The following is a 17,573-nucleotide window of genomic DNA, read 5'->3' as shown; positions in this document are numbered from 1 at the left end:
AATGCACCGCCTCACCCACAGCACAGCACCCACAGGCCACGGCAGTACCAACTTCACGGAAACGCAGTACCAACAACTCGGACTACCGGTACCAACTCACGCTATCTGGCACTCTTGCGGCAAGTGAGACTATGGAGCTATGACGAGCTTCGAAAGCAGAGCCGGTCAGGAGACGTTCGGTCCTCTTCGATTGAAGAGCATTTGGACGGAGCACGAGCTGAGGAACTTTGACCTCATGGTGATCATGCAGGTCTCAGGGTGCGAGCACATCGCCGAAAGCGTCATTGAGGGCGAATCGATTTCCCCGAAAGAGAGGTCTGTACTTGAGATAGCGAATGATTTGGCGAAGCAGAAAGGTTATCTGCCGCCATTTGACTTATCTGGGGATGAGGTACGCGTTTCTGAAGATGCAGGCTTGGAGCTGGAAAAGTTCTTTGAGTCCGAAGAGTGGGCGAAAAGGGATCGGAGCCAGACGCGGCAAATTTGATCTTTGACGTCAAATTTGCGGGCAGCCCCCACTATTGAGAATGGCGGGGGCTGCTTTTGCGTCCTTGGTGGCCTAGCGTCCGAATCCAGAAATGCATGATCCGCCCGGTCCGACCGGCTCTGAAATGCACCCGCCGAGCGGAGACGCACTTGCTGCAGGTGGAGGGTTCGTCCTGTGCTCATAGGCGAGACGAGACCATTTAGATGCCTGCAAGAATGGGCGCATGGCCTTCCACAACTATCCGGTCCGACGACTGGCCGAGGATCCTACCAACGTCCTCGATCGTCGGCGGTGGCCAGCAGCCCTGCCACCTGTCGCCCAAGTCTTGGACCAGGGTCTCGACCTAACTTCAGCCACAATTCTGGTCGGCGAAAACGGATCAGGAAAATCAACCCTCGTGGAAGCCATCGCCCTGGCCTACGGTTTGTCTCCCGAAGGCGGGTCAACAGGCGCCCGCCACGCCACTAGGGCTACGGAATCCGTGCTCGCGAATCACCTGCAGCTCATCAGGAACGCCGGCGCCACCAGACGGGGATACTTCTTGCGTGCGGAAACCATGCATGGCTTCTTCACCTACCTTGAGAAGAACCCGAGCACATCCAGTCCGGACATCTCATTCCACGACATGTCACATGGCGAGTCATTCCTGGAATTGGCCGTCGATCGATTCCGAGGGCACGGATTGTGGGTGCTTGACGAACCAGAGTCCGCACTGTCCTTCACAGGGTGCCTCAGCCTAATTGCAGTCTTGAAGGATCTGCTGGACGAGGGGAACTCCCAGGTCGTAATGTCGACACACTCACCTATTCTTGCAGCGCTTCCCGGCGCGCAGATTCTGGAAGTAGGTCAATGGGGCCTACGCCCCCGTGCGTGGGCAGATCTTGATCTCGTGACTAACTGGCGATCCTTCCTAGACTCACCTGAGAGATACCTTAGACACATCTAGCCTCTGAAACCCGCCTCAGAGCACTGGCCGAGGCTTAGCGTGGTATATTTTCCGTTTTCTGAAGCGCCCCCTACTCCGGTGAGCTGGTGGCGGACGTCCGTGGCAGGCAGAGCACGTCCGCCGTATGTCTTTTTTCGACATGTGAATGCCGCGGAGTGAACGCCGGTCCGTAATATTGGAGAATATTCAGTCCCCAGCTTGCCAAGGTTATTGAAAAGGACTATTGAGGTGCCACTCCAAACATTGCCCGTCCTGGACTTCTCCCGTTTGAATGCCGGCCCGGAGGGGGCTGCACAGTTCCGTGAGGACCTGCGGAACGCCATGCACGAGGTCGGCTTCCTCTACCTGGCCGGACACGGAATCCCCCAGGAGCTGACCGACGCCATGCTTGACGTGTCCCGGCGTTTCTTCGAGCTGCCCGACGAGCAGAAGCTCGCCGTCGAGAATGTCCACAGCCCGCAGTTCCGCGGTTACACCAGGGTCGGCGGCGAGCTCACGGACGGCGCGGTTGACTGGCGCGAGCAGATCGACATCGGCGTCGAGCGTGCCGCCGTCCAGGCGGGTCCCGGCCTCGCCGACTATTGGCGTCTCGAGGGGCCCAACCTGTGGCCGGAAGCCCTTCCCGAAATGCGGGACATCGTTCTGGAGTGGACCGCGCGGTTGAGCGCCATCTCGTTGGCTCTCCTGCGTGCCCTGGCGGTGTCCCTCGGGGCGCCCGAAGACACCTTCGACGCCGCCTTCGCGGCGCGGGCGTTCCCACTGCTCAAGATTGTGCGGTATCCGGGGGAGTCCAACCCGGAACCCAAGCAGGGGGTGGGCTCCCACCGCGACGGCGGGGTCCTGACGCTGCTGCTCGTGGAGCCCGGCAAGGGAGGGCTGCAGGTGGAGTACCAGGGGCAGTGGATCGATGCCCCGCAGGTTCCGGGAACGTTCGTCGTCAACATCGGCGAGATGCTCGAACTGGCAACCAATGGATACCTCAAGGCGACGCTGCACCGCGTGATCTCGCCCCTGCGCGGCACTGACCGCGTCTCCCTGCCATTCTTCTTCAACCCGGCGCTGGACGCGACGATGCCGCAGCTCGCGGTGAGCCCGGAGTTCCAGGCCAGGGCCCGTGGCCTGTCGGTTGATCCGACGAACAGCCCGATTCTGGAAACCTATGGGGACAACGCCCTCCGCTACCGGCTGCGGGCCCACCCTAACGTTGTCGCGGAGCACCACTCCGATCTGCAGGCCGGCTGACGGACGCGCCGCGGGGCCACCGAAGCGACGGCGCCGTCCGTAGGCTTCCCGAATCCGCTACGCAAAAAGAAGCATAACGACGCGGGCGCGTAGCGGAATCGGGCCGGGCCACATCGTCGCGGAAGGACCCGTCGATGCAGGTACCGGCAGAACCTCCCAGGGACGCCGCGGGCCTTCCAGCGTGGACGGGATCGTCAACCGCGATTTACGGGACCTAAAGGAGAGCCTAGGAAATCCAAGCCAAGCAGCCCAGCAACAAAGGCCCCGGGGAGATGTTCTCCGGTGATGTCTGGTTCGACGTCATCGCCAAGGGAGAGGGTCCCTCCCGGTTGCGCGTCAACATGGTCCGGTTCGCGCCCGGTGCGCACACAGCCTGGCACTGCCACGCCAACGGACAGACCCTGCATGTCACCGAAGGGCGTGGCCTGGTCCAGTCCCGGGGCGGCGAGGTCATCGAAATCCGACCGGGGGACACGATCTACACCCCGCCCGGCGAATGGCACTGGCATGGAGCCGCCCCCGATCACTTCATGAGCCACCTGGCCATGTGGGAATCCTTGTCTGAGGGACAGGAAGGCCCGGAGATGCAATGGGGGAGCCATGTTGACGACGGGGAACCCGGCAGCAGCTGAGGGGCCTCGTCGCCGGGATGACGGGTTGGCGCCACTGAATAGCATAGACAGCCGTACGCCCGGTGCCATCGAAGGCTAACGATTGTTTGGGGGAAGCGTGTTCAACCGCAGCCAAATCACGTTCATGCTGGGCTTCGTTCTGATTGCCGTCGGCATAGCAGTCGCCCTTGCCCTGCGCATCGTTGCGTTTTCACGTTACATGCATCTCGAGGATCTGGGTCTGGACGTGAATCCAGCCATCGGCGCCGAACTGTTCAGCCGCGTCGTCGCGCCGACAGGGGCTGAACGGATGTTCCTTTATGCGTCCGTTGCCCTCGTCCCGATGGGTCTGGTGTTGCTGGTACTCGGTTGGCGGGGACGTGCACTGGCTGCACGGTGACCCTGCATGGCGTGTCACCGCTGCAGCCTGGCTCACCGCGGCACTGCACGGGTGCCCGCTAGCCTGTTTTCATGGACGGCATTAAGGGGCCCGACGTGGTTCCGGGAGCAGCTGGCGCGGTGACGGTCACGGACGTGGCCCGCTTCGTGGCGGCGGTCCGCCCGTCCGACGGCGGGGCCGGGCTGATCAGCCAACTACGGGAACTCGAGGACCTGAAGTCCGCCGCGGCCGCGTTACAGGCGCGGATCTTGGTCGCTTTCGACCTGCACCGGCGCCGTGAGATTTGAAACAATCGCAGTTTCCTGACACACTGTCGGAAAGATTCCGACAGCCTGTCAGTAAATCTCGTTCTTCCACCCTTAAACCTAGGACTGCCAATGTTCCTCGCACTCCGCGAATTGATCTTCGCGCGTGGCCGCTTCAGCCTGATGGGCGGTGTCATTGCACTCATCGCCGTCCTCATGGTGATGCTCTCCGGCCTTTCCTCCGGCCTCGTCAACGACGGCGTGTCAGGCCTCAAGTCGATGCCCGTGACCGCTATCGCCTTCGACCAAGGCACCAAGACGGACAACGCCTTCTCGCGCTCCGTGATCGATGACCAGCAGCTCATCGCCTGGCGCGGCGTCGAGGGCGTGGCCGCCGCCGAGAAGATTGGCGTCGGCATGGCCAATGCCGCCACCGATTCGGGCAAGCAGGTTGACCTTACGCTTTTTGGCATCGAGCCCGGATCCTTCCTGGAACCGTCCCGCTCCGCGGGCACCGGCCTCGCCGATCCTGCCGGCATTATCGTGTCCTCGACCGCAAAGGCTGAAGGCATCGACCTCGGCACGGTCGTCACGCTGGACCGGATCGGCACGAAGCTCAAAGTAGTTGGCTTCACCGACGGCCAGGCCACCTTCGGACACGTCGACGTGGCCTACCTGCCGCTGAAGACCTGGCAGTTGATCGCCTCCGGCCAGGCCGCAGCCGGCGCTCCCAACGCTGCGCAGCTGTCGTCAGTGGACTTCGATACCGCCAGCGTCGTTGCCGTCCAGGCGAAGCCCGGCGCAAAGCTCGACCTTGCCGCCGGCGACACTGCCGCCGGAACGTCCAGCAAATCGTTGTCGGCTGCCTTCAATGCATCTCCCGGCTATGAAGCCGAGACCATGACCCTGAGTATGATCCAGGTCTTCCTCTACGCGATCTGCGCCCTCGTGGTCGGCGCGTTCTTCACCGTGTGGACGATCCAACGCAAGCACGAGATCTCGGTACTGCGGGCCATCGGCGCCTCAACCGGCTACCTGCTGCGGGATGGACTGGCCCAGGCCGCCATCCTGTTGGTGGGATTCACCGCCCTGGGCGTGGCCGCGGGCCTGGGACTGGGCGCCGCCATGCCCGACGCCATGCCGTTCGCCCTCGAGGCCGCACCCATCGCCATCGCCACGGCTCTCACCATTGGTCTGGGACTGATCGGTGCCGCTGTTGCCGTGGTTCGCATTTCCCGGATCGACCCGCTCAACGCCCTTGGAGGACAGCGATGACCAGCCCCACGTTCCCGACAGCGGGCGCAAGCCTTGCTGACACACCCCAAATCACCGGACTGTCCATCCGCCATGCGGTGATGGAACTTGGCGACGGCGACACCCGTGTGACAGCCCTCGATGACGTCAGCCTCGATGTTGCCCCGGGCGAGTTCCTCGCCATTGTCGGGCCGTCGGGTTCCGGCAAATCCTCCCTGCTCGCCGTCGCGGGAGCCCTGGCCTCCCCCGATTCCGGAACGGTCACGGTCAACGGCCAAGACCTTTCCCAGTTGAGCCACGGCAAACGCGCTGCGTTCCGGCTGTCCAACATCGGCTTCGTCTTCCAGTCGGGCAACCTCATCCCGGCGCTGACCGCGGCGGACCAGCTCCGGCTGGTAAACCGGCTCGCGGGCGGCCCGAAGACCTTCGACCCGGTTGCGCTGCTGGCATCCGTCGGCATGGCCCACCGTGCCGCCAATCGGCCCGGCCAGCTCTCTGGCGGCGAACGCCAGCGCGTCGGCATCGCGCGTGCACTCGTCTCCGGGGCGAAACTGCTGCTCGTGGACGAACCGACCGCGTCCCTGGACCGGGCCCGTAGCCGCGAAGTCGTGGAACTCCTCGCACGGCAAAGCCACGAGCACGGCGTCGCGACCGTCATGGTCACCCACGACCACGACGTCCTGGGCTACTGCGACCGCGTCGTCGAAATGGTGGATGGCCGCTTAGGCGTCCCAACCCCGGTCCGCTAACACTCACATCCCGAGCACGACGACGGCGGCCCGCTCAGCAGGCCGCCGTCGCGCGCCGTACTCTTGATGTGTAAGTCTGTCCGTGTCAAAGGATCCCGCAATGCCCAGAATCAGTGCCGCCACCGTCGCGGAGCACCGCGCCGCACAGGAGCGCGCACTACTGGACGCTGCCCACGAACTCCTGCAAGAGACCTCCGAAGCGCCGACCATGGCAGACGTGGCCGAGCGGGCTGGACTCTCGAGGCCCAGCGTCTACCAGTACTTCGACTCCCGCCAGGACCTGCTCCAGGCGCTGGTCCGCGACATTTTTCCGCGCTGGACCGAGCGCGTCACCGGCGCCATGGCTGGCGCCCCCACCAAAGCCGACCGTATCCTGGCCTACGCTACGGCCAACGTGGACCTCGTCGCCGAAGGAGCTCACGCCGTCGGGGCAGCGTTGGCCGCACTGGCCCCGGGAGCCGAACTCGACGAGCAAGCCACCCGGATGCACCGCCAGCTCCAGGAACCGCTCATAGAGACGCTCACAGAGCTCGGGGTTGCCGATCCCGCATCACTGGCCGAAATGATCAACTCCGTCGTCCATGCCGGCACCCGCATGCTTGAGACAGGGCAAACGCTGGAACAAGTCCACTCCCACCTCCGGACGCTGCTCGGTCCCTTCGTGACGGCTGCCGGCGCCGCGACCTAAACAGCCTGCAGCTATTTCCAGCGGAGCGGTTCCGGCGGAGACGTCCTCCACGTCCGGAAGAACCGCTCGCGGGCATCCTCGCCGCCCTGTTGCTCCAGGGCGTGCAGCCGCCCGTACGTGAACGCATTGGCGCCGGCGTCGTCGGCAGCCAGCTGGCGCAGCAAATCCCGGGTGACGACGCTGTCATGATGATCGCCCAGACTCTCCTGGATCTCCTCCGCGGCCCGGGCGAGGGCGGTTGCCGGCTTGCCGAAAATCGGTGCCGATGCTTCCGCCGCATAGCGCAGTCGCTTGGCGCGCTTCCGGACGTCGTGGAGTTCGGCGTCCAAGGCCGGACTCGCGGAGTCGACGTCGAGATCGGCTACCTCCTTTGTCAAGCGTTTGAGCTCTTTCGAGACGAGCCGGCCCACGGTCGGCATTGCTTCCTTCCCGGCGGTTAGGGTCAGCGGCGGTTCGGCCAGGAAGGCATCCAGCGCGTCGAGGAGGCGGAAGTAGCGGGCACTATTCAAGGCTGCGAGGCCCTTCGCCCGGGCATCACGGAAAACATCACCGAGGTGGTCCTCAATTTGCTGCGCTACCGGGCCCAACAGCAACTCCGGCGGTTCGGCGCCGACCAGCTCCAGCAGCCGGACCTGCATCACCTCATTATCCCGTGCCTCACCCACGCTGCCGGCGAGCCACTGAAGTCCCGAGCGAAGCGACCCTGCCGCGCCCGGGTCGCTCAGCTTCCGGAAAGTGGCCAGGACGGACCTGATCCGGCGTGCGGCCACGCGGAGCTGATGAACGGCGTCCGGTGCGTTCGCCCGGACTCCGGGGTCATGTCTTTTCAGTGCCTCAACCTGCTGGTCCAGGTACGACAAGAGCACCGCTGAGGCTGCCCCTTCGGGCTCCGGCCCGGAGGGCGCCGTCCGGCCGGGAGGGTACTGTCCGCCCAGGCCGCGGGCCAGTTTGGACGGCAGCGCGGACGGTTCGTGGCCCGCAGCGGCCACAAGAGCGTCGGCGCCCTTAAGCAGCCGCCTGGGGCCGTCGATGAGTTCGATTTCCCATTCCCGCCAGGTGGTACGGGCCTGCGGCGCCAACAGGGTCTGGGAATCCACCCGGTCATCGCTGAATTCGGCCAGGGTGCTGCCATCGGCGGCAAAGAGGCGGTGTATGGTGCGCCTGGTTTTCAGCCGTGCCACAGGGATCACGTCCTGATCCCGCGTGTGGACCCGCACGAGTTGCCGCAACCGCCGGGGAACGGACTCCGGTTCCTTGCCCAACGGTGCCGTGAATTCTTGACGTTGCCCCACCGCCACGGGGAGCTTCAAATGCCATCCGGCATCGTGGCCACCGGTCCGCCGGCGCAGGGTGATCCGGCGGGAAGCCAGTGCCAGATCCGCCGTATCGAAGTAGACGGCGTCGAGTGATTCTTCCTCGGCTGGCCCGACGCGGTCCACTCCCGCCAACGAATCGAGGGCTGGCAAATCGTCGCCTTCTTCAACGTCGTATTTTCGTTCCACCTCGATCTTCCCGGAGCCGGCCATGCCTCAGTCTAGGCCCGCGGGACGTGCCACCGCAGGAGTCAAAAGTCCCGCGTCCGCCCACTGCGGAACCAAGTGCCCGGCTTTGTAGGCACAATGGAGTCGTGACTTCTGCGGCTGTTCCGACCCCCTCTGCTCCCGTGCCCTTCGAACTGGGGGTCATCGGAGCCGGCCTGGTGTTCGCGCATTCGCTCGGTGAGCTGGCCGGGGCGCTGCGGGCCGGCGGCGCCGGCGCAACCGCCGTCGTGCAGGCGCCGCCGGGAACGGGCAAAACCACCCTGGTGCCACCGTTGCTGGCCAACCTCGCCCTGGACGCTGCCCGGCAGCAGGGGCGAGTCACCATGCCCCGCATCATTGTCACCCAGCCGCGCCGGGTCGCCGCCCGTTCGGCTGCGCGGCGCCTCGCTGCGCTGGACGGCAGCCGGCTGGGGGACCGCGTTGGATACACGGTCCGCGGCGAACGACAGACCGGTCCGGGCACCCTGATCGAATTTGTCACCCCGGGCATCCTGCTCAACCGCCTGCTCGCGGATCCGGGACTGGAAAGCACCAGCGCCGTCATCCTGGACGAAGTGCACGAACGCGGCCTGGAGACCGACCTGTTGCTGGGCATGCTCACCGAGGTACGTCTGCTCCGGGGCGACCTCGCGCTCGTCGCCATGTCCGCCACCCTGGACGCACCACGCTTCGCCGCCCTGATCGGGGCGGGCGGCGCTGCACAGGACCACAACGCGGAGGACCACGACGGCGGCAGGGCGGCGCCCGTCGTCGACTGCCTATCCGCGCTGCACCCGCTGGAGGTGGACTGGAGCCCGGCCGCGGGGCCCCGGCTGGATGAACGGGGAGTGACGCGCGCCTTCCTGGACCATGTGGCTGACACGGCCGCCTCGTCGCACTCCCGGGCACTCGCGTCCGGCCAGGATATTGACGCCCTGGTGTTCGTCCCGGGGGCCCGGGAAGTGACCTATGTCGCCGGCCGGCTGCGAGGCCGGACGCGCGTGGAAGTCCTGGAGCTGCACGGGCAGATCGGCCCCGCGGAGCAGGACCGTGCCGTCTCCGGGCGGGAACCCGGAGGCAGCCCGCGGATCATCGTGTCGACGTCCCTCGCCGAGTCCTCCCTCACCGTCCCCGGGGTCCGGCTGGTCATCGACTCCGGGCTGTCGCGCGAGCCCAGGCGGGACGCGAGCCGGGGAATGTCCGGGCTCGTGAACGTCTCCTGCTCCCGGGCCTCCGCCGAGCAACGGGCCGGGCGGGCCGCCCGCCAGGGCCCGGGACGGGTGGTGCGCTGCTACGACCAGAAGACCTATGGCGCCGCACCGGCCCATCAGACGCCGGAGATCGCCGTCGCCGACCTCACAGGGGCGGCCCTGGTCCTGGCGTGCTGGGGATCTCCCGGCGGCCGGGGACTGTTACTGCCGGACGCACCGCCGCAGGCCGCGATGGACGAAGCTGTTGAAGTGCTGCGGGAGCTCGGTGCGGTGGCCCCGGACGGTCTCGCCACGGATCTCGGCAAGGTGCTGGCGAGGGTTCCCGCCGATCCCCGGCTGGCCCGGGCCCTGTTGGACGGAGCTGCCGCCGTCGGCGATCGCACCGCCGCGGAAGCCGTCGCCGTGGTCGCCGGGGACCAGCGTGCGCCCGGTGCTGATCTGCCGCGCCTTCTGGCCGCCCTGCGCTCGGGGAAGGAGCCGGGGTCCCGGCGCTGGACGGAGGACGTCCGGCGGATGGAGGGGATCGCGCGCCAGGAGAGGTCCGCCGTGGCCCCAACTCCCATGCAGCCGGCGGTGACCGCGGCGGAGTCCGTCGGATTCGTCGTCGCCCTCGCGTTCCCTGACCGCGTCGCTCGACGGGTACCCGGTGGAGGCCCGGAGCGCTACCTGCTCACCTCCGGGACGCGGGCCGGGCTCCCGGCCGGAAGCTCCCTGTCGGGTCACCAGTGGCTCGCCGTCGCCGAGGTCTCCCGGGCCCAGGGACGGGATGCGGCAGGCACCGGCGCCGTCATCCGCTCCGCTGCGCCGCTGACGGCGGACACAGCCCAGGCCGCCGCCCGGCACCTCCTGAGCGGCACCATTGAGGCGCAGTTCAGCCAGGGCCGGGTCACAGCCCGCAAGGAACGCAGGCTGGGCGCGATCGTCCTGTCCTCCACGCCGGTGCGTCCCTCTGCTGCTGAGGGCCGTGGAGCCGTGGCCCGGGCGCTCGGCAAAGAAGGGCTCGAAGCCATTGGATGGTCCACGGGGGCGGACGCCCTGCGCCGCCGTCTTGCCCTGCTGCATCGCGAGCTCGGAGACCCGTGGCCGGATGTGTCCGGGCCGGCGCTGCTGGCCCGGCTCGACGAGTGGCTCGCACCGGAACTTGAGGCGCTGGCCGGCGGCGCCGCCACGAGCGCAATCGACCTGGCAGATCCGCTGCGGCGCCTGCTGCCGTGGCCCGACGCCGCCCGGCTCGGGGAACTGGCCCCCGAACGCCTTGAGGTGCCAAGCGGTTCCTGGGTCAGGATCGACTACCCCGATGTCGAAGACGACGGCGGCCGCCCGGTGGTGGCCGTCAAACTCCAGGAATGCTTCGGCTGGGACCAGACGCCACAGCTGGTGGGCGGCAGGGTGCCTGTTCTCTTCCACCTGCTCTCGCCTGCCCGGCGGCCCCTGGCCGTGACGGACGACCTCGCCTCGTTCTGGTCCGGGCCCTATGCGCAGGTCCGTGCCGAGATGCGGGGCCGGTACCCCCGGCATCCCTGGCCGGAGGATCCGTGGACGGCGCCGGCGACCTCCCGTACCAAGAAGAGGAGCTAGCAGCTGTTACGTCATTGTGACTCGGCTCACGGCGTGTCCGGTATCCTAGAAGAGGTCATGCAGTCGGCCGCACATGCTTCACAGGGGAACTTTTACTATGACCAGCAAACTCGGCATCACCGTCGCTGTCGACCTCAGTTCGGAATCTGCACTCGTGGCACCGGAGGGCCAACTCACCGTCCGAAACGTGCCAAGCCTCATTGCCGTTGCCCGCCGGGCCGGCTCATTCGGGTACGGCCTCAACGTTGTTGTGGACCTGCGGAAGCTGACCACCGCTGAACCTGAAGCCGTGGCCATGATCCGCGAATCGGGATGGCAGGGGAGCCGCCTGCTGGGTGGCGGCAGAGCCGCCAACGCCGGATGGGGGCGTGCGGCATGAGGCCGGCACTGGCCGGCGTCTATGGTCCGCTCGCCCACGCGCCCCGCGCGGAGCTGATGTTCGACTCCTTCCGCCGCTGGCCTCTGGTGCCCTCCGCACAGTTGGTGCGGCTCCGCTCGGCGCTGCTGCAGTGCGTCGAATTGGCCTCGCCGGACAACGGCAGGGACCTTTCGGAGTCTGCCGGAAAGCTGTTGCGGCTCGTCACCGATGAGCTGGACCGCCGCAACAGCCCGCCGGCCGGGCCGGCAGTCCCGCCGGCAGGATTCCGGCACGCACGGCGGCGCCCTCACGCGTAGACGGTCGGGAGGGCGGGTTCGCCACGCTGGAGCCGGTTCACGACGGCGGGCAGTTCGGCCATGGTGTCGGCATGCCGGCGCCGGCCCCGCGCCACGGCTTCCGGCCCGGTCCATCCCGGCAGGAGTTCACCATCCCGGACGAATTGCTGCAACAGTGGCCTGCCGGTGGGTTCCCCCACCGGCAGGTGTCCAACGCCCAGGACTTCGTGGGTGGCGGTGCCCGATCCGTCGAGCCGGCGCACCGCATGCTTCCGGCCGCCGACGTTGATCTTGTTCTTGGAGCTCTTGGCCACCGCCACGAACTCACCCGCATCGTTGGTGCGACTGACCAGCTTATAGACCATGCCCGCGGTGGGCACACCGGAACCCGTGACCAGGGCCGTGCCGATTCCATAGGAGTCGGCCGGCGCGGCCTGGAGGGCCGCCACGGAGTATTCGTCGAGGTCGGATGTGACGACGATTTTCGTGTGGACATTGCCCAGCCGGTCCAGCAGTTCACGGACCCACCGTGCCTGCGCCAGCAGGTCGCCGGAATCGAGCCGCACCGCGCCCAGTTTGTCCCCGGCGAGTTCGACGGCGGTCCGGACAGCCGCTTCGACGTCGTACGTGTCCACGAGGAGGGTGGTTCCGGGTCCCAAAGCCTCCAGTTGCGCCCGGAACGCATCACGCTCGGTGTCGTGCAGGAGCGTGAATGAGTGCGACGCCGTGCCGACGGTCCGGAGCCCGAAACGCCGGCCGGCTTCCAGGTTCGACGTTGCTTCGAAGCCCGCGATGACGGCGGCGCGTGCGGCCGCGACGGCGGCCTCCTCGTGGGCCCGGCGTGAACCCATCTCGATGCAGGGCCGTCCTCCCGCCGCGCTGACCATCCGGGAGGCCGCCGAGGCAATGGCGCTGTCATGATTCAGGACGGACAGGACAATCGTCTCCAGGATGCAGGCCTCCGCGAACGTGGCTTCCACGATCAGGACGGGGGAGTACGGGAAGTATGCCTCACCCTCCGGGTAGCCCCAGATGTCGCCCGAGAAGCGGAAGTCCGCCAGGCGGGAAAGGGTCTCCCCGTTGACGACGCCGGTCCGCTCCAGGAACTCCAGCTCTGACGGCCCGAAGCGGAATCCGGCAATGCCCTCGAGCAGCCGTCCGGTTCCGGCGACGATCCCGTACCGCCGTCCCTCCGGCAGTCCGCGGGCAAATGCCTCGAAGACCGTGCGCCGCTCCGCGGCCCCGGAGTGAAGAGCCGCCTGCAGCATGGTCAGTTCATAATGGTCGGTGAAAAGGGACGTGGCGGGGCGGTCCCAGGCCGGCGGGGTATCCATGATTAACCGTAGCCCGCGGCCGGGCTATTCAGTTGACCCGTCTCTGGGGGTACCTTGTCCCCATGGCCAGGGAAGAAGTCACCGTCACCGTCAGCAACCCCGGCGGCAACCGGGAACTGAGGATCTCGAGCCCCAGCCGGGTCCTGTGGCCGGAGCTCGGTCTCACCAAGCTGGACCTGGCCCGGTACATTGTCGACGTCGGGGACGCCTTCCTGGCAGCGAACGGTGACCGTCCGGTCACCCTTCAGCGGTTCGGCGACACCGTCGACGGCGAGCAGTTCTTCTCGAAGAATCCGCCCAGGGGCGCGCCGGATTTCGTGCGCTCGGTGATGGTGGTTTATCCCAGCGGACGCTCGCATCCCCAGCTCGTGATCGACGATGTTGCCGCCGCGGTCTGGGCGGTGCAGATGAACACGGTGGTGTTCCACCCCTGGGCCTCGCGTGCCGGCAACCCGGACAACCCCGACCAGCTGCGGATCGACCTCGACCCGCAGCCGGGCACCGGCTTCGAGGACGCCGTTACTGCCGCGCAGGAACTGCGCGCCGTGCTTTCCGAGGCCGGCCTGGAGTCGTTCGTCAAAACCTCCGGCAACCGGGGACTGCATGTGTTCTCCCCGATCGAACCCAGCCGCGAGTTCCTCGAGGTACGGCACGCCGTGATCGCCGCCGCCCGCGAACTTGAACGGCGGATGCCGGACAAGGTCACCACTGCGTGGTGGAAGGAAGAGCGGGGTACAAGGACCTTCGTCGACTTCAACCAGGCGAACCGCGACCGCACCATGGCCGGGGCCTACAGCCCGCGCGCCCTGCCCGGCGCCACCGTGTCCTGCCCGATCGGCTGGGACGAGCTGGAGCATGTCAGCACGAAGGACTTCACTATCGTCACGGTGCCGCAGCGGCTCAAGGCCACGGGAGACCCGTGGGCGGATATGCATGCGAAGCCGGGCACCCTCGACGTTCTCCTGGCGTGGTGGGAACGTGACCTTGCGGCCGGGCTGGGGGAGTTGCCTTTCCCTCCGGATTTCCCGAAGATGCCGGGCGAGCCGATGCGGGTGCAGCCCAGCCGGGCCAGGAACAAGGACTAGGCGCAATTCCAACTAGGGCCAGGATCAGACGCCCAGCAGGCGCTGGCCGTTGAACCAGCAGACCCTTCGCAACCAGTCGTCGTCGAGGCGGGGCTCCTTGTCCCGGAGGCGTTCCAGGGCCTCCAGCTGATGGGCATACGCATACGGGATGTTCGGGAAGTCGCTGCCCAGGACAACCCGCTCCCGCATCCCGGCCAGCCGCGGCAGGAGCTCAGCCGGGAAGGGCGCGGCCGCCTCGAAGAAGTCCGTGAAGACCATGGTCGTGTCGAGGTGGACGCGCGGATACTCCTCCGCCAGGTCCAGGAATTCGGCGTACTCCGGTGCCCCCAGATGGGCAACGACAGCGGTCAGCTGGGGATGGCGCCGCAGCACACCCTCGAGCTTGTCCGGTCCGGTGAAGCCAGGCCGCGGAACCGGGCCGCTGCCGACGTGTACGACGACCGGAATGCCGGCCTCGGCCAGCAGCCCCCATACCGGGTCCAGGACCGGCTCGCGCAGATCGAAACCGCCCACCTGAGCATGGATCTTGAACACCCGGGCGCCGCGTTCGACTGCGGACTGCACCTGCTCCAGGACGCCGTCTTCAGGGAAAAACGTCGCGCTGGGAACACAATCCGGCTCTGTCGCGGCCAGCTCGAGGGCGAAATCGTTAAGGTCCGCCGCCATGCCCGGCCGGTGCGCGTAGGTCAGTGCAGTGAAATGCCGGAGCCCCAGCTGGCGCAGCCGTGCCAGCCGGCTGGCTTCGTCCGAGCGGTACGTGATGGGCCAGGGGCGGCCGATGAGGGGACCGGCTGCATCGAAGTGCGCCCACACCCGCTGCAGCATCCGCTCCGGAAGGAAGTGCGTGTGGATGTCGATCAGGCCCGGAAGTCCGAGCCGCGCCCACCACTGGGGTACGTCAGCGTCCCGCATCGATTCCACCGGATCTTCCCTTTACGTCGTTGTCTGGCCATTCCCGACACACGGCCCAGACCAGTCTGCCATCACGAGGGACCGTTCCCGGCACACAGTGTCACGGCGGGCAGGCTCCTGCTGGCAGCCGGGCGCGCTACCGTCGCAGCGTCCGGAGGATCCCGCGTGCGGTAAACCCGACGGCGCACACCAGCGGGACCAGCGTGCCGAGGAGGGCTATCGTGTTGGGCCGGAAGGCCACGTGCCCGCTCCCGTTGCGGCAGTAGACGCCCAGCGGGAGCACGAAGCCGCCGCCGCCACCGCCGGCCGCGCTTTCCAGGCCGGCAGCATCGGCGCCTTCGGCTTCGGAGTTGCCTCCGCCGCCGAAGCCGAACGACACCAGGGCCACCGGGATCAGTTCCTCCCCGTCCACCTTGACGGGCGTGCCGTATGCCCTGCTTACACCCACGTTTTTGAACGCCTCCGCAAGAGACGAAAGAGCTTCAGTCATGGAGCCGACCCTACGCGGCACAAGCGGCCAGGCGCCAGAGACGTAGGCCCTGGACGCGCTATGCCGTCAGGGCCATACGGCCCCTATTCGCCAGCGGAACGTCGAAATAGATTGGAACTGAGAACAACGCACTGGAAGAGAGGCCATGTTCATGACGCAAGAGACAGGAGTGGCACCACGGCTGGCTGAAGTGCTGGCCATCGTCCTGGGCACGGAGGAAATCCCGTTGCGGCTGAAGGCCTGGGACGGCTCGGAGGCGGGCCCGGCCGGCGCGCCGGTCATTGAGTTCCGGTCCCGGCGTGCCCTGCGCCGGATGCTTTGGTCGCCCGGGCAGTTGGGCCTCAGCCGCGCCTATGTTGCCGGGGACGTTGATGCGCCCGGCGACGTCTTCGCCGGTTTCGCGGCGTTGAGCTCCGCTGGCAAATTCGCCGAACCCGGACCTTTCCGCCGGCCGACAGTCCGCGAAATCGGGACAATCCTCAAAAACGCCGCCCTGATCGGTGCCCTGGGACCCAATCCGGCGCCGCCGCCGGAGGAAACAAAGATTGTCCGGGCCGGCCGTCGGCACACCCGGAAGCGCGACGCCGCGGCGATCTCCCACCACTACGACGTCGGCAATGACTTTTACGCCCTTGTCCTCGGCCCGTCCATGGTCTACTCATGCGCGGTGTGGGAGGACGAGGACACCGGACTGGAGGCAGCGCAGGACGCCAAGCTCGGCCTGGTCTGCCGGAAGCTGGGACTGAAGCCCGGCATGCGGGTGCTGGATGTCGGCTGCGGCTGGGGGAGCTTCGCCCTGCACGCGGCCAAAAACTACGGAGTCGACGTCGTGGGCGTGACTCTTTCGGGCGAACAGGCGGCCATGGCGGCGAAGCGCGTTGCAGAGGCCGGCCTGACCGACCGGGTGGTCATCCGGGTCCAGGACTACCGCGACGTCGACGACGGGCCTTTTGACGCGATCAGCTCCATCGGCATGTCCGAACACGTGGGCCGCGAGCCGATGCCAGGCTACGTCGCCAAACTGCACGGGCTGCTCCGGCCGGGCGGCCGGCTGCTGAACCACGCCATTTCCTGGAATGCGGGACCCACCGCGCCGGATCCGGACTCGTTTATCCCGCGCTACGTGTTCCCGGACGGCGAGATGCTCCCCCTGGCGGAGACGGTTGGGGCGCTGGAGTCCGGCGGACTGGAAGTCCTCGACGTCGAGGCCCTGCGGCGGCACTACGCGCTTACTCTCCGGGCCTGGGTGCGGAACCTCGAGGAAAACTGGAACGAGGCTGTGCAGCTCGCCGGGGAAGGCCGGGCCCGGGTGTGGCGGCTCTACATGGCCGCCAGCGCCCTGGGCTTCGAATCCGGAATCACCGGCGTGAACCAGATCCTGGTGCAGCGGCCCGGCGGCGCCGAGCCGCCGCTGCGCCGGACCGCCTGGCTCTGAGGCCTGGGGCCGCTCTGGGGCCGCCGGCGCCTCAGACGGGGCTGTGGGCTGCGATGAAGGCAGCGGCGGACCCGGCCAGTGATGCCCCGACCTCTTCCGTGCTGCGCCTGGTTCCCGCGACGTCGAAGGTGTGACCGCCGCCGTCGCGCCACTCCAGCGTTGCTGACGGGCCGATCCGTGCCACCACGGCCTCCAGCAGTTCGGGCGTGGCAAAGGGGTCGCGCGTGCCCTGCAGGAAAAGCATCGGCAGGGTCAGCCCGTACAGGTGTTCGTCACGGAGCTTTTCCGGCTTTCCCGGGGGATGGAGCGGGTAACCGAGATAGACAAGTCCTGCCGCGGGCATCCCTTCGGCAACAGCCATGGAGGCCATCCGTCCGCCGAAGGACTTGCCAGCCGCCCAGACAGGCTCGCCACCGGAGCGGGCAGCGGCCTCGGACATGGCCGCGCGCCAGGCCGCAACGGCTGCCGGAGCCCTGTCGGGGAACTTCCGGCCGGCCTCCCGGTAGGGGAAGTTGAAGCGGAGCGTGGCGATTGCCAGGTGGTTCAGGGCCCGGGTAAAACCGGCGAGGAACGGGTGTTCCATGCCGGCCCCGGCCCCATGGGCGACGACCAGCGTGGCAGCCGGCTGCGCAGGGCGGGCGTAGACGCCCGAAACGGAGGATTCGCCCACGGCGATCGTGACGGGCAACTCGGGGACTGTCATGACTCCATCATGACGCCCGCAGACGCCCA

19 protein-coding genes are annotated in these 17,573 nt (G+C 67.2%); 14 read left to right on the top strand and 5 right to left on the bottom strand.

All coding sequences use genetic code 11. From position 1 onward, the window contains the following. Positions 1–139: 139 nt before the first annotated feature. From ACZY0Y_RS04875 to ACZY0Y_RS04835, 9 genes are all read left to right on the top strand, one after another. A complete protein-coding gene (locus tag ACZY0Y_RS04875; protein ID WP_463886578.1) occupies positions 140–487 on the top strand; it encodes a hypothetical protein in 348 nt (115 codons plus the stop codon). Positions 488–710: 223 nt separating this feature from the next. Next, on the top strand, positions 711–1,433 hold the full coding sequence (locus tag ACZY0Y_RS04870; protein WP_463956981.1) for an AAA family ATPase: 723 nt from the start codon (positions 711–713) through the stop codon (positions 1,431–1,433). A gap of 228 nt (positions 1,434–1,661) precedes the next feature. After that, complete coding sequence (locus tag ACZY0Y_RS04865; RefSeq protein WP_463886697.1) at positions 1,662–2,675, top strand: isopenicillin N synthase family dioxygenase; 1,014 nt, start codon at positions 1,662–1,664, stop codon at positions 2,673–2,675. A gap of 233 nt (positions 2,676–2,908) precedes the next feature. Beyond that, the gene (locus ACZY0Y_RS04860; protein ID WP_463956989.1) at positions 2,909–3,307 is read left to right on the top strand and encodes a (R)-mandelonitrile lyase; all 399 of its coding nucleotides are present in this window, start codon (positions 2,909–2,911) and stop codon (positions 3,305–3,307) included. A gap of 97 nt (positions 3,308–3,404) precedes the next feature. Next, complete coding sequence (locus ACZY0Y_RS04855) at positions 3,405–3,686, top strand: hypothetical protein (RefSeq protein WP_463956980.1); 282 nt, start codon at positions 3,405–3,407, stop codon at positions 3,684–3,686. Between the two features lie 71 nt (positions 3,687–3,757). Next, on the top strand, positions 3,758–3,973 hold the full coding sequence (locus tag ACZY0Y_RS04850) for a hypothetical protein (protein WP_463956979.1): 216 nt from the start codon (positions 3,758–3,760) through the stop codon (positions 3,971–3,973). Between the two features lie 90 nt (positions 3,974–4,063). After that, positions 4,064–5,206 (top strand): ABC transporter permease, encoded by a 1,143-nt coding sequence (locus ACZY0Y_RS04845; RefSeq protein ID WP_463885695.1) that lies wholly within the window; start codon positions 4,064–4,066, stop codon positions 5,204–5,206. After that, positions 5,203–5,934, top strand: a complete 732-nt coding sequence (locus tag ACZY0Y_RS04840; protein WP_463885697.1) for an ABC transporter ATP-binding protein — start codon at positions 5,203–5,205, stop codon at positions 5,932–5,934. Before ACZY0Y_RS04845 ends, ACZY0Y_RS04840 begins: the two co-directional genes overlap by 4 nt. A 100-nt stretch (positions 5,935–6,034) precedes the next feature. Continuing rightward, positions 6,035–6,622, top strand: coding sequence for a TetR/AcrR family transcriptional regulator (locus tag ACZY0Y_RS04835; RefSeq protein WP_463885699.1), 588 nt, complete (start codon positions 6,035–6,037; stop codon positions 6,620–6,622). A gap of 11 nt (positions 6,623–6,633) precedes the next feature. Here ACZY0Y_RS04835 and ACZY0Y_RS04830 read toward each other — a convergent pair whose 3' ends face one another. Beyond that, entirely contained in the window at positions 6,634–8,148 is a 1,515-nt protein-coding gene (locus tag ACZY0Y_RS04830) for a CYTH and CHAD domain-containing protein (protein WP_463956978.1), read from the bottom strand. A gap of 101 nt (positions 8,149–8,249) precedes the next feature. On the opposite strand from ACZY0Y_RS04830, the gene hrpB reads away from it, so the two are divergent. From hrpB to ACZY0Y_RS04815, 3 genes are all read left to right on the top strand, one after another. Beyond that, a complete protein-coding gene (hrpB, locus tag ACZY0Y_RS04825; RefSeq protein ID WP_463956977.1) occupies positions 8,250–10,931 on the top strand; it encodes an ATP-dependent helicase HrpB in 2,682 nt (893 codons plus the stop codon). Positions 10,932–11,028: 97 nt separating this feature from the next. Next, entirely contained in the window at positions 11,029–11,310 is a 282-nt protein-coding gene (locus tag ACZY0Y_RS04820; protein ID WP_463885704.1) for a hypothetical protein, read from the top strand. Continuing rightward, positions 11,307–11,606, top strand: coding sequence for a hypothetical protein (locus tag ACZY0Y_RS04815; protein ID WP_463885706.1), 300 nt, complete (start codon positions 11,307–11,309; stop codon positions 11,604–11,606). The genes ACZY0Y_RS04820 and ACZY0Y_RS04815 overlap by 4 nt, the downstream gene beginning before the upstream one ends. Here the strand turns inward: ACZY0Y_RS04815 and ACZY0Y_RS04810 are convergent. Then, positions 11,597–12,919: a nicotinate phosphoribosyltransferase gene (locus ACZY0Y_RS04810; RefSeq protein WP_463956976.1), complete on the bottom strand. Its 1,323-nt coding sequence runs from the start codon at positions 12,917–12,919 to the stop codon at positions 11,597–11,599. The two genes, ACZY0Y_RS04815 and ACZY0Y_RS04810, sit on opposite strands and share 10 nt — an antisense overlap. A gap of 62 nt (positions 12,920–12,981) precedes the next feature. Here ACZY0Y_RS04810 and ligD point away from each other — a divergent pair, with 62 nt between their 5' ends. Then, positions 12,982–14,004, top strand: a complete 1,023-nt coding sequence (gene ligD / locus ACZY0Y_RS04805) for a non-homologous end-joining DNA ligase (RefSeq protein ID WP_463956975.1) — start codon at positions 12,982–12,984, stop codon at positions 14,002–14,004. A gap of 24 nt (positions 14,005–14,028) precedes the next feature. Here the strand turns inward: ligD and ACZY0Y_RS04800 are convergent, their stop codons facing one another. Together ACZY0Y_RS04800 and ACZY0Y_RS04795 are read right to left on the bottom strand one after the other, a co-directional pair. Next, complete coding sequence (locus tag ACZY0Y_RS04800; protein WP_463956988.1) at positions 14,029–14,916, bottom strand: amidohydrolase family protein; 888 nt, start codon at positions 14,914–14,916, stop codon at positions 14,029–14,031. Positions 14,917–15,052: 136 nt separating this feature from the next. Then, the gene (locus tag ACZY0Y_RS04795) at positions 15,053–15,406 is read right to left on the bottom strand and encodes a hypothetical protein (RefSeq protein WP_463885709.1); all 354 of its coding nucleotides are present in this window, start codon (positions 15,404–15,406) and stop codon (positions 15,053–15,055) included. Between the two features lie 151 nt (positions 15,407–15,557). Between ACZY0Y_RS04795 and ACZY0Y_RS04790 the strand changes: the two genes are divergently transcribed. Next, positions 15,558–16,841, top strand: coding sequence for a class I SAM-dependent methyltransferase (locus ACZY0Y_RS04790; protein ID WP_463956974.1), 1,284 nt, complete (start codon positions 15,558–15,560; stop codon positions 16,839–16,841). 31 nt (positions 16,842–16,872) lie between these two features. On the opposite strand, the gene ACZY0Y_RS04785 is transcribed toward ACZY0Y_RS04790, so the two are convergent. Then, positions 16,873–17,544 (bottom strand): alpha/beta hydrolase family protein, encoded by a 672-nt coding sequence (locus tag ACZY0Y_RS04785; protein ID WP_463885713.1) that lies wholly within the window; start codon positions 17,542–17,544, stop codon positions 16,873–16,875. Positions 17,545–17,573: the final 29 nt, after the last annotated feature.

This window comes from Pseudarthrobacter kochi, assembly GCF_055412805.1.
Note: the sequence above shows the minus strand (reverse complement) of the source record. Positions and strands in the feature narration are given on the sequence as shown.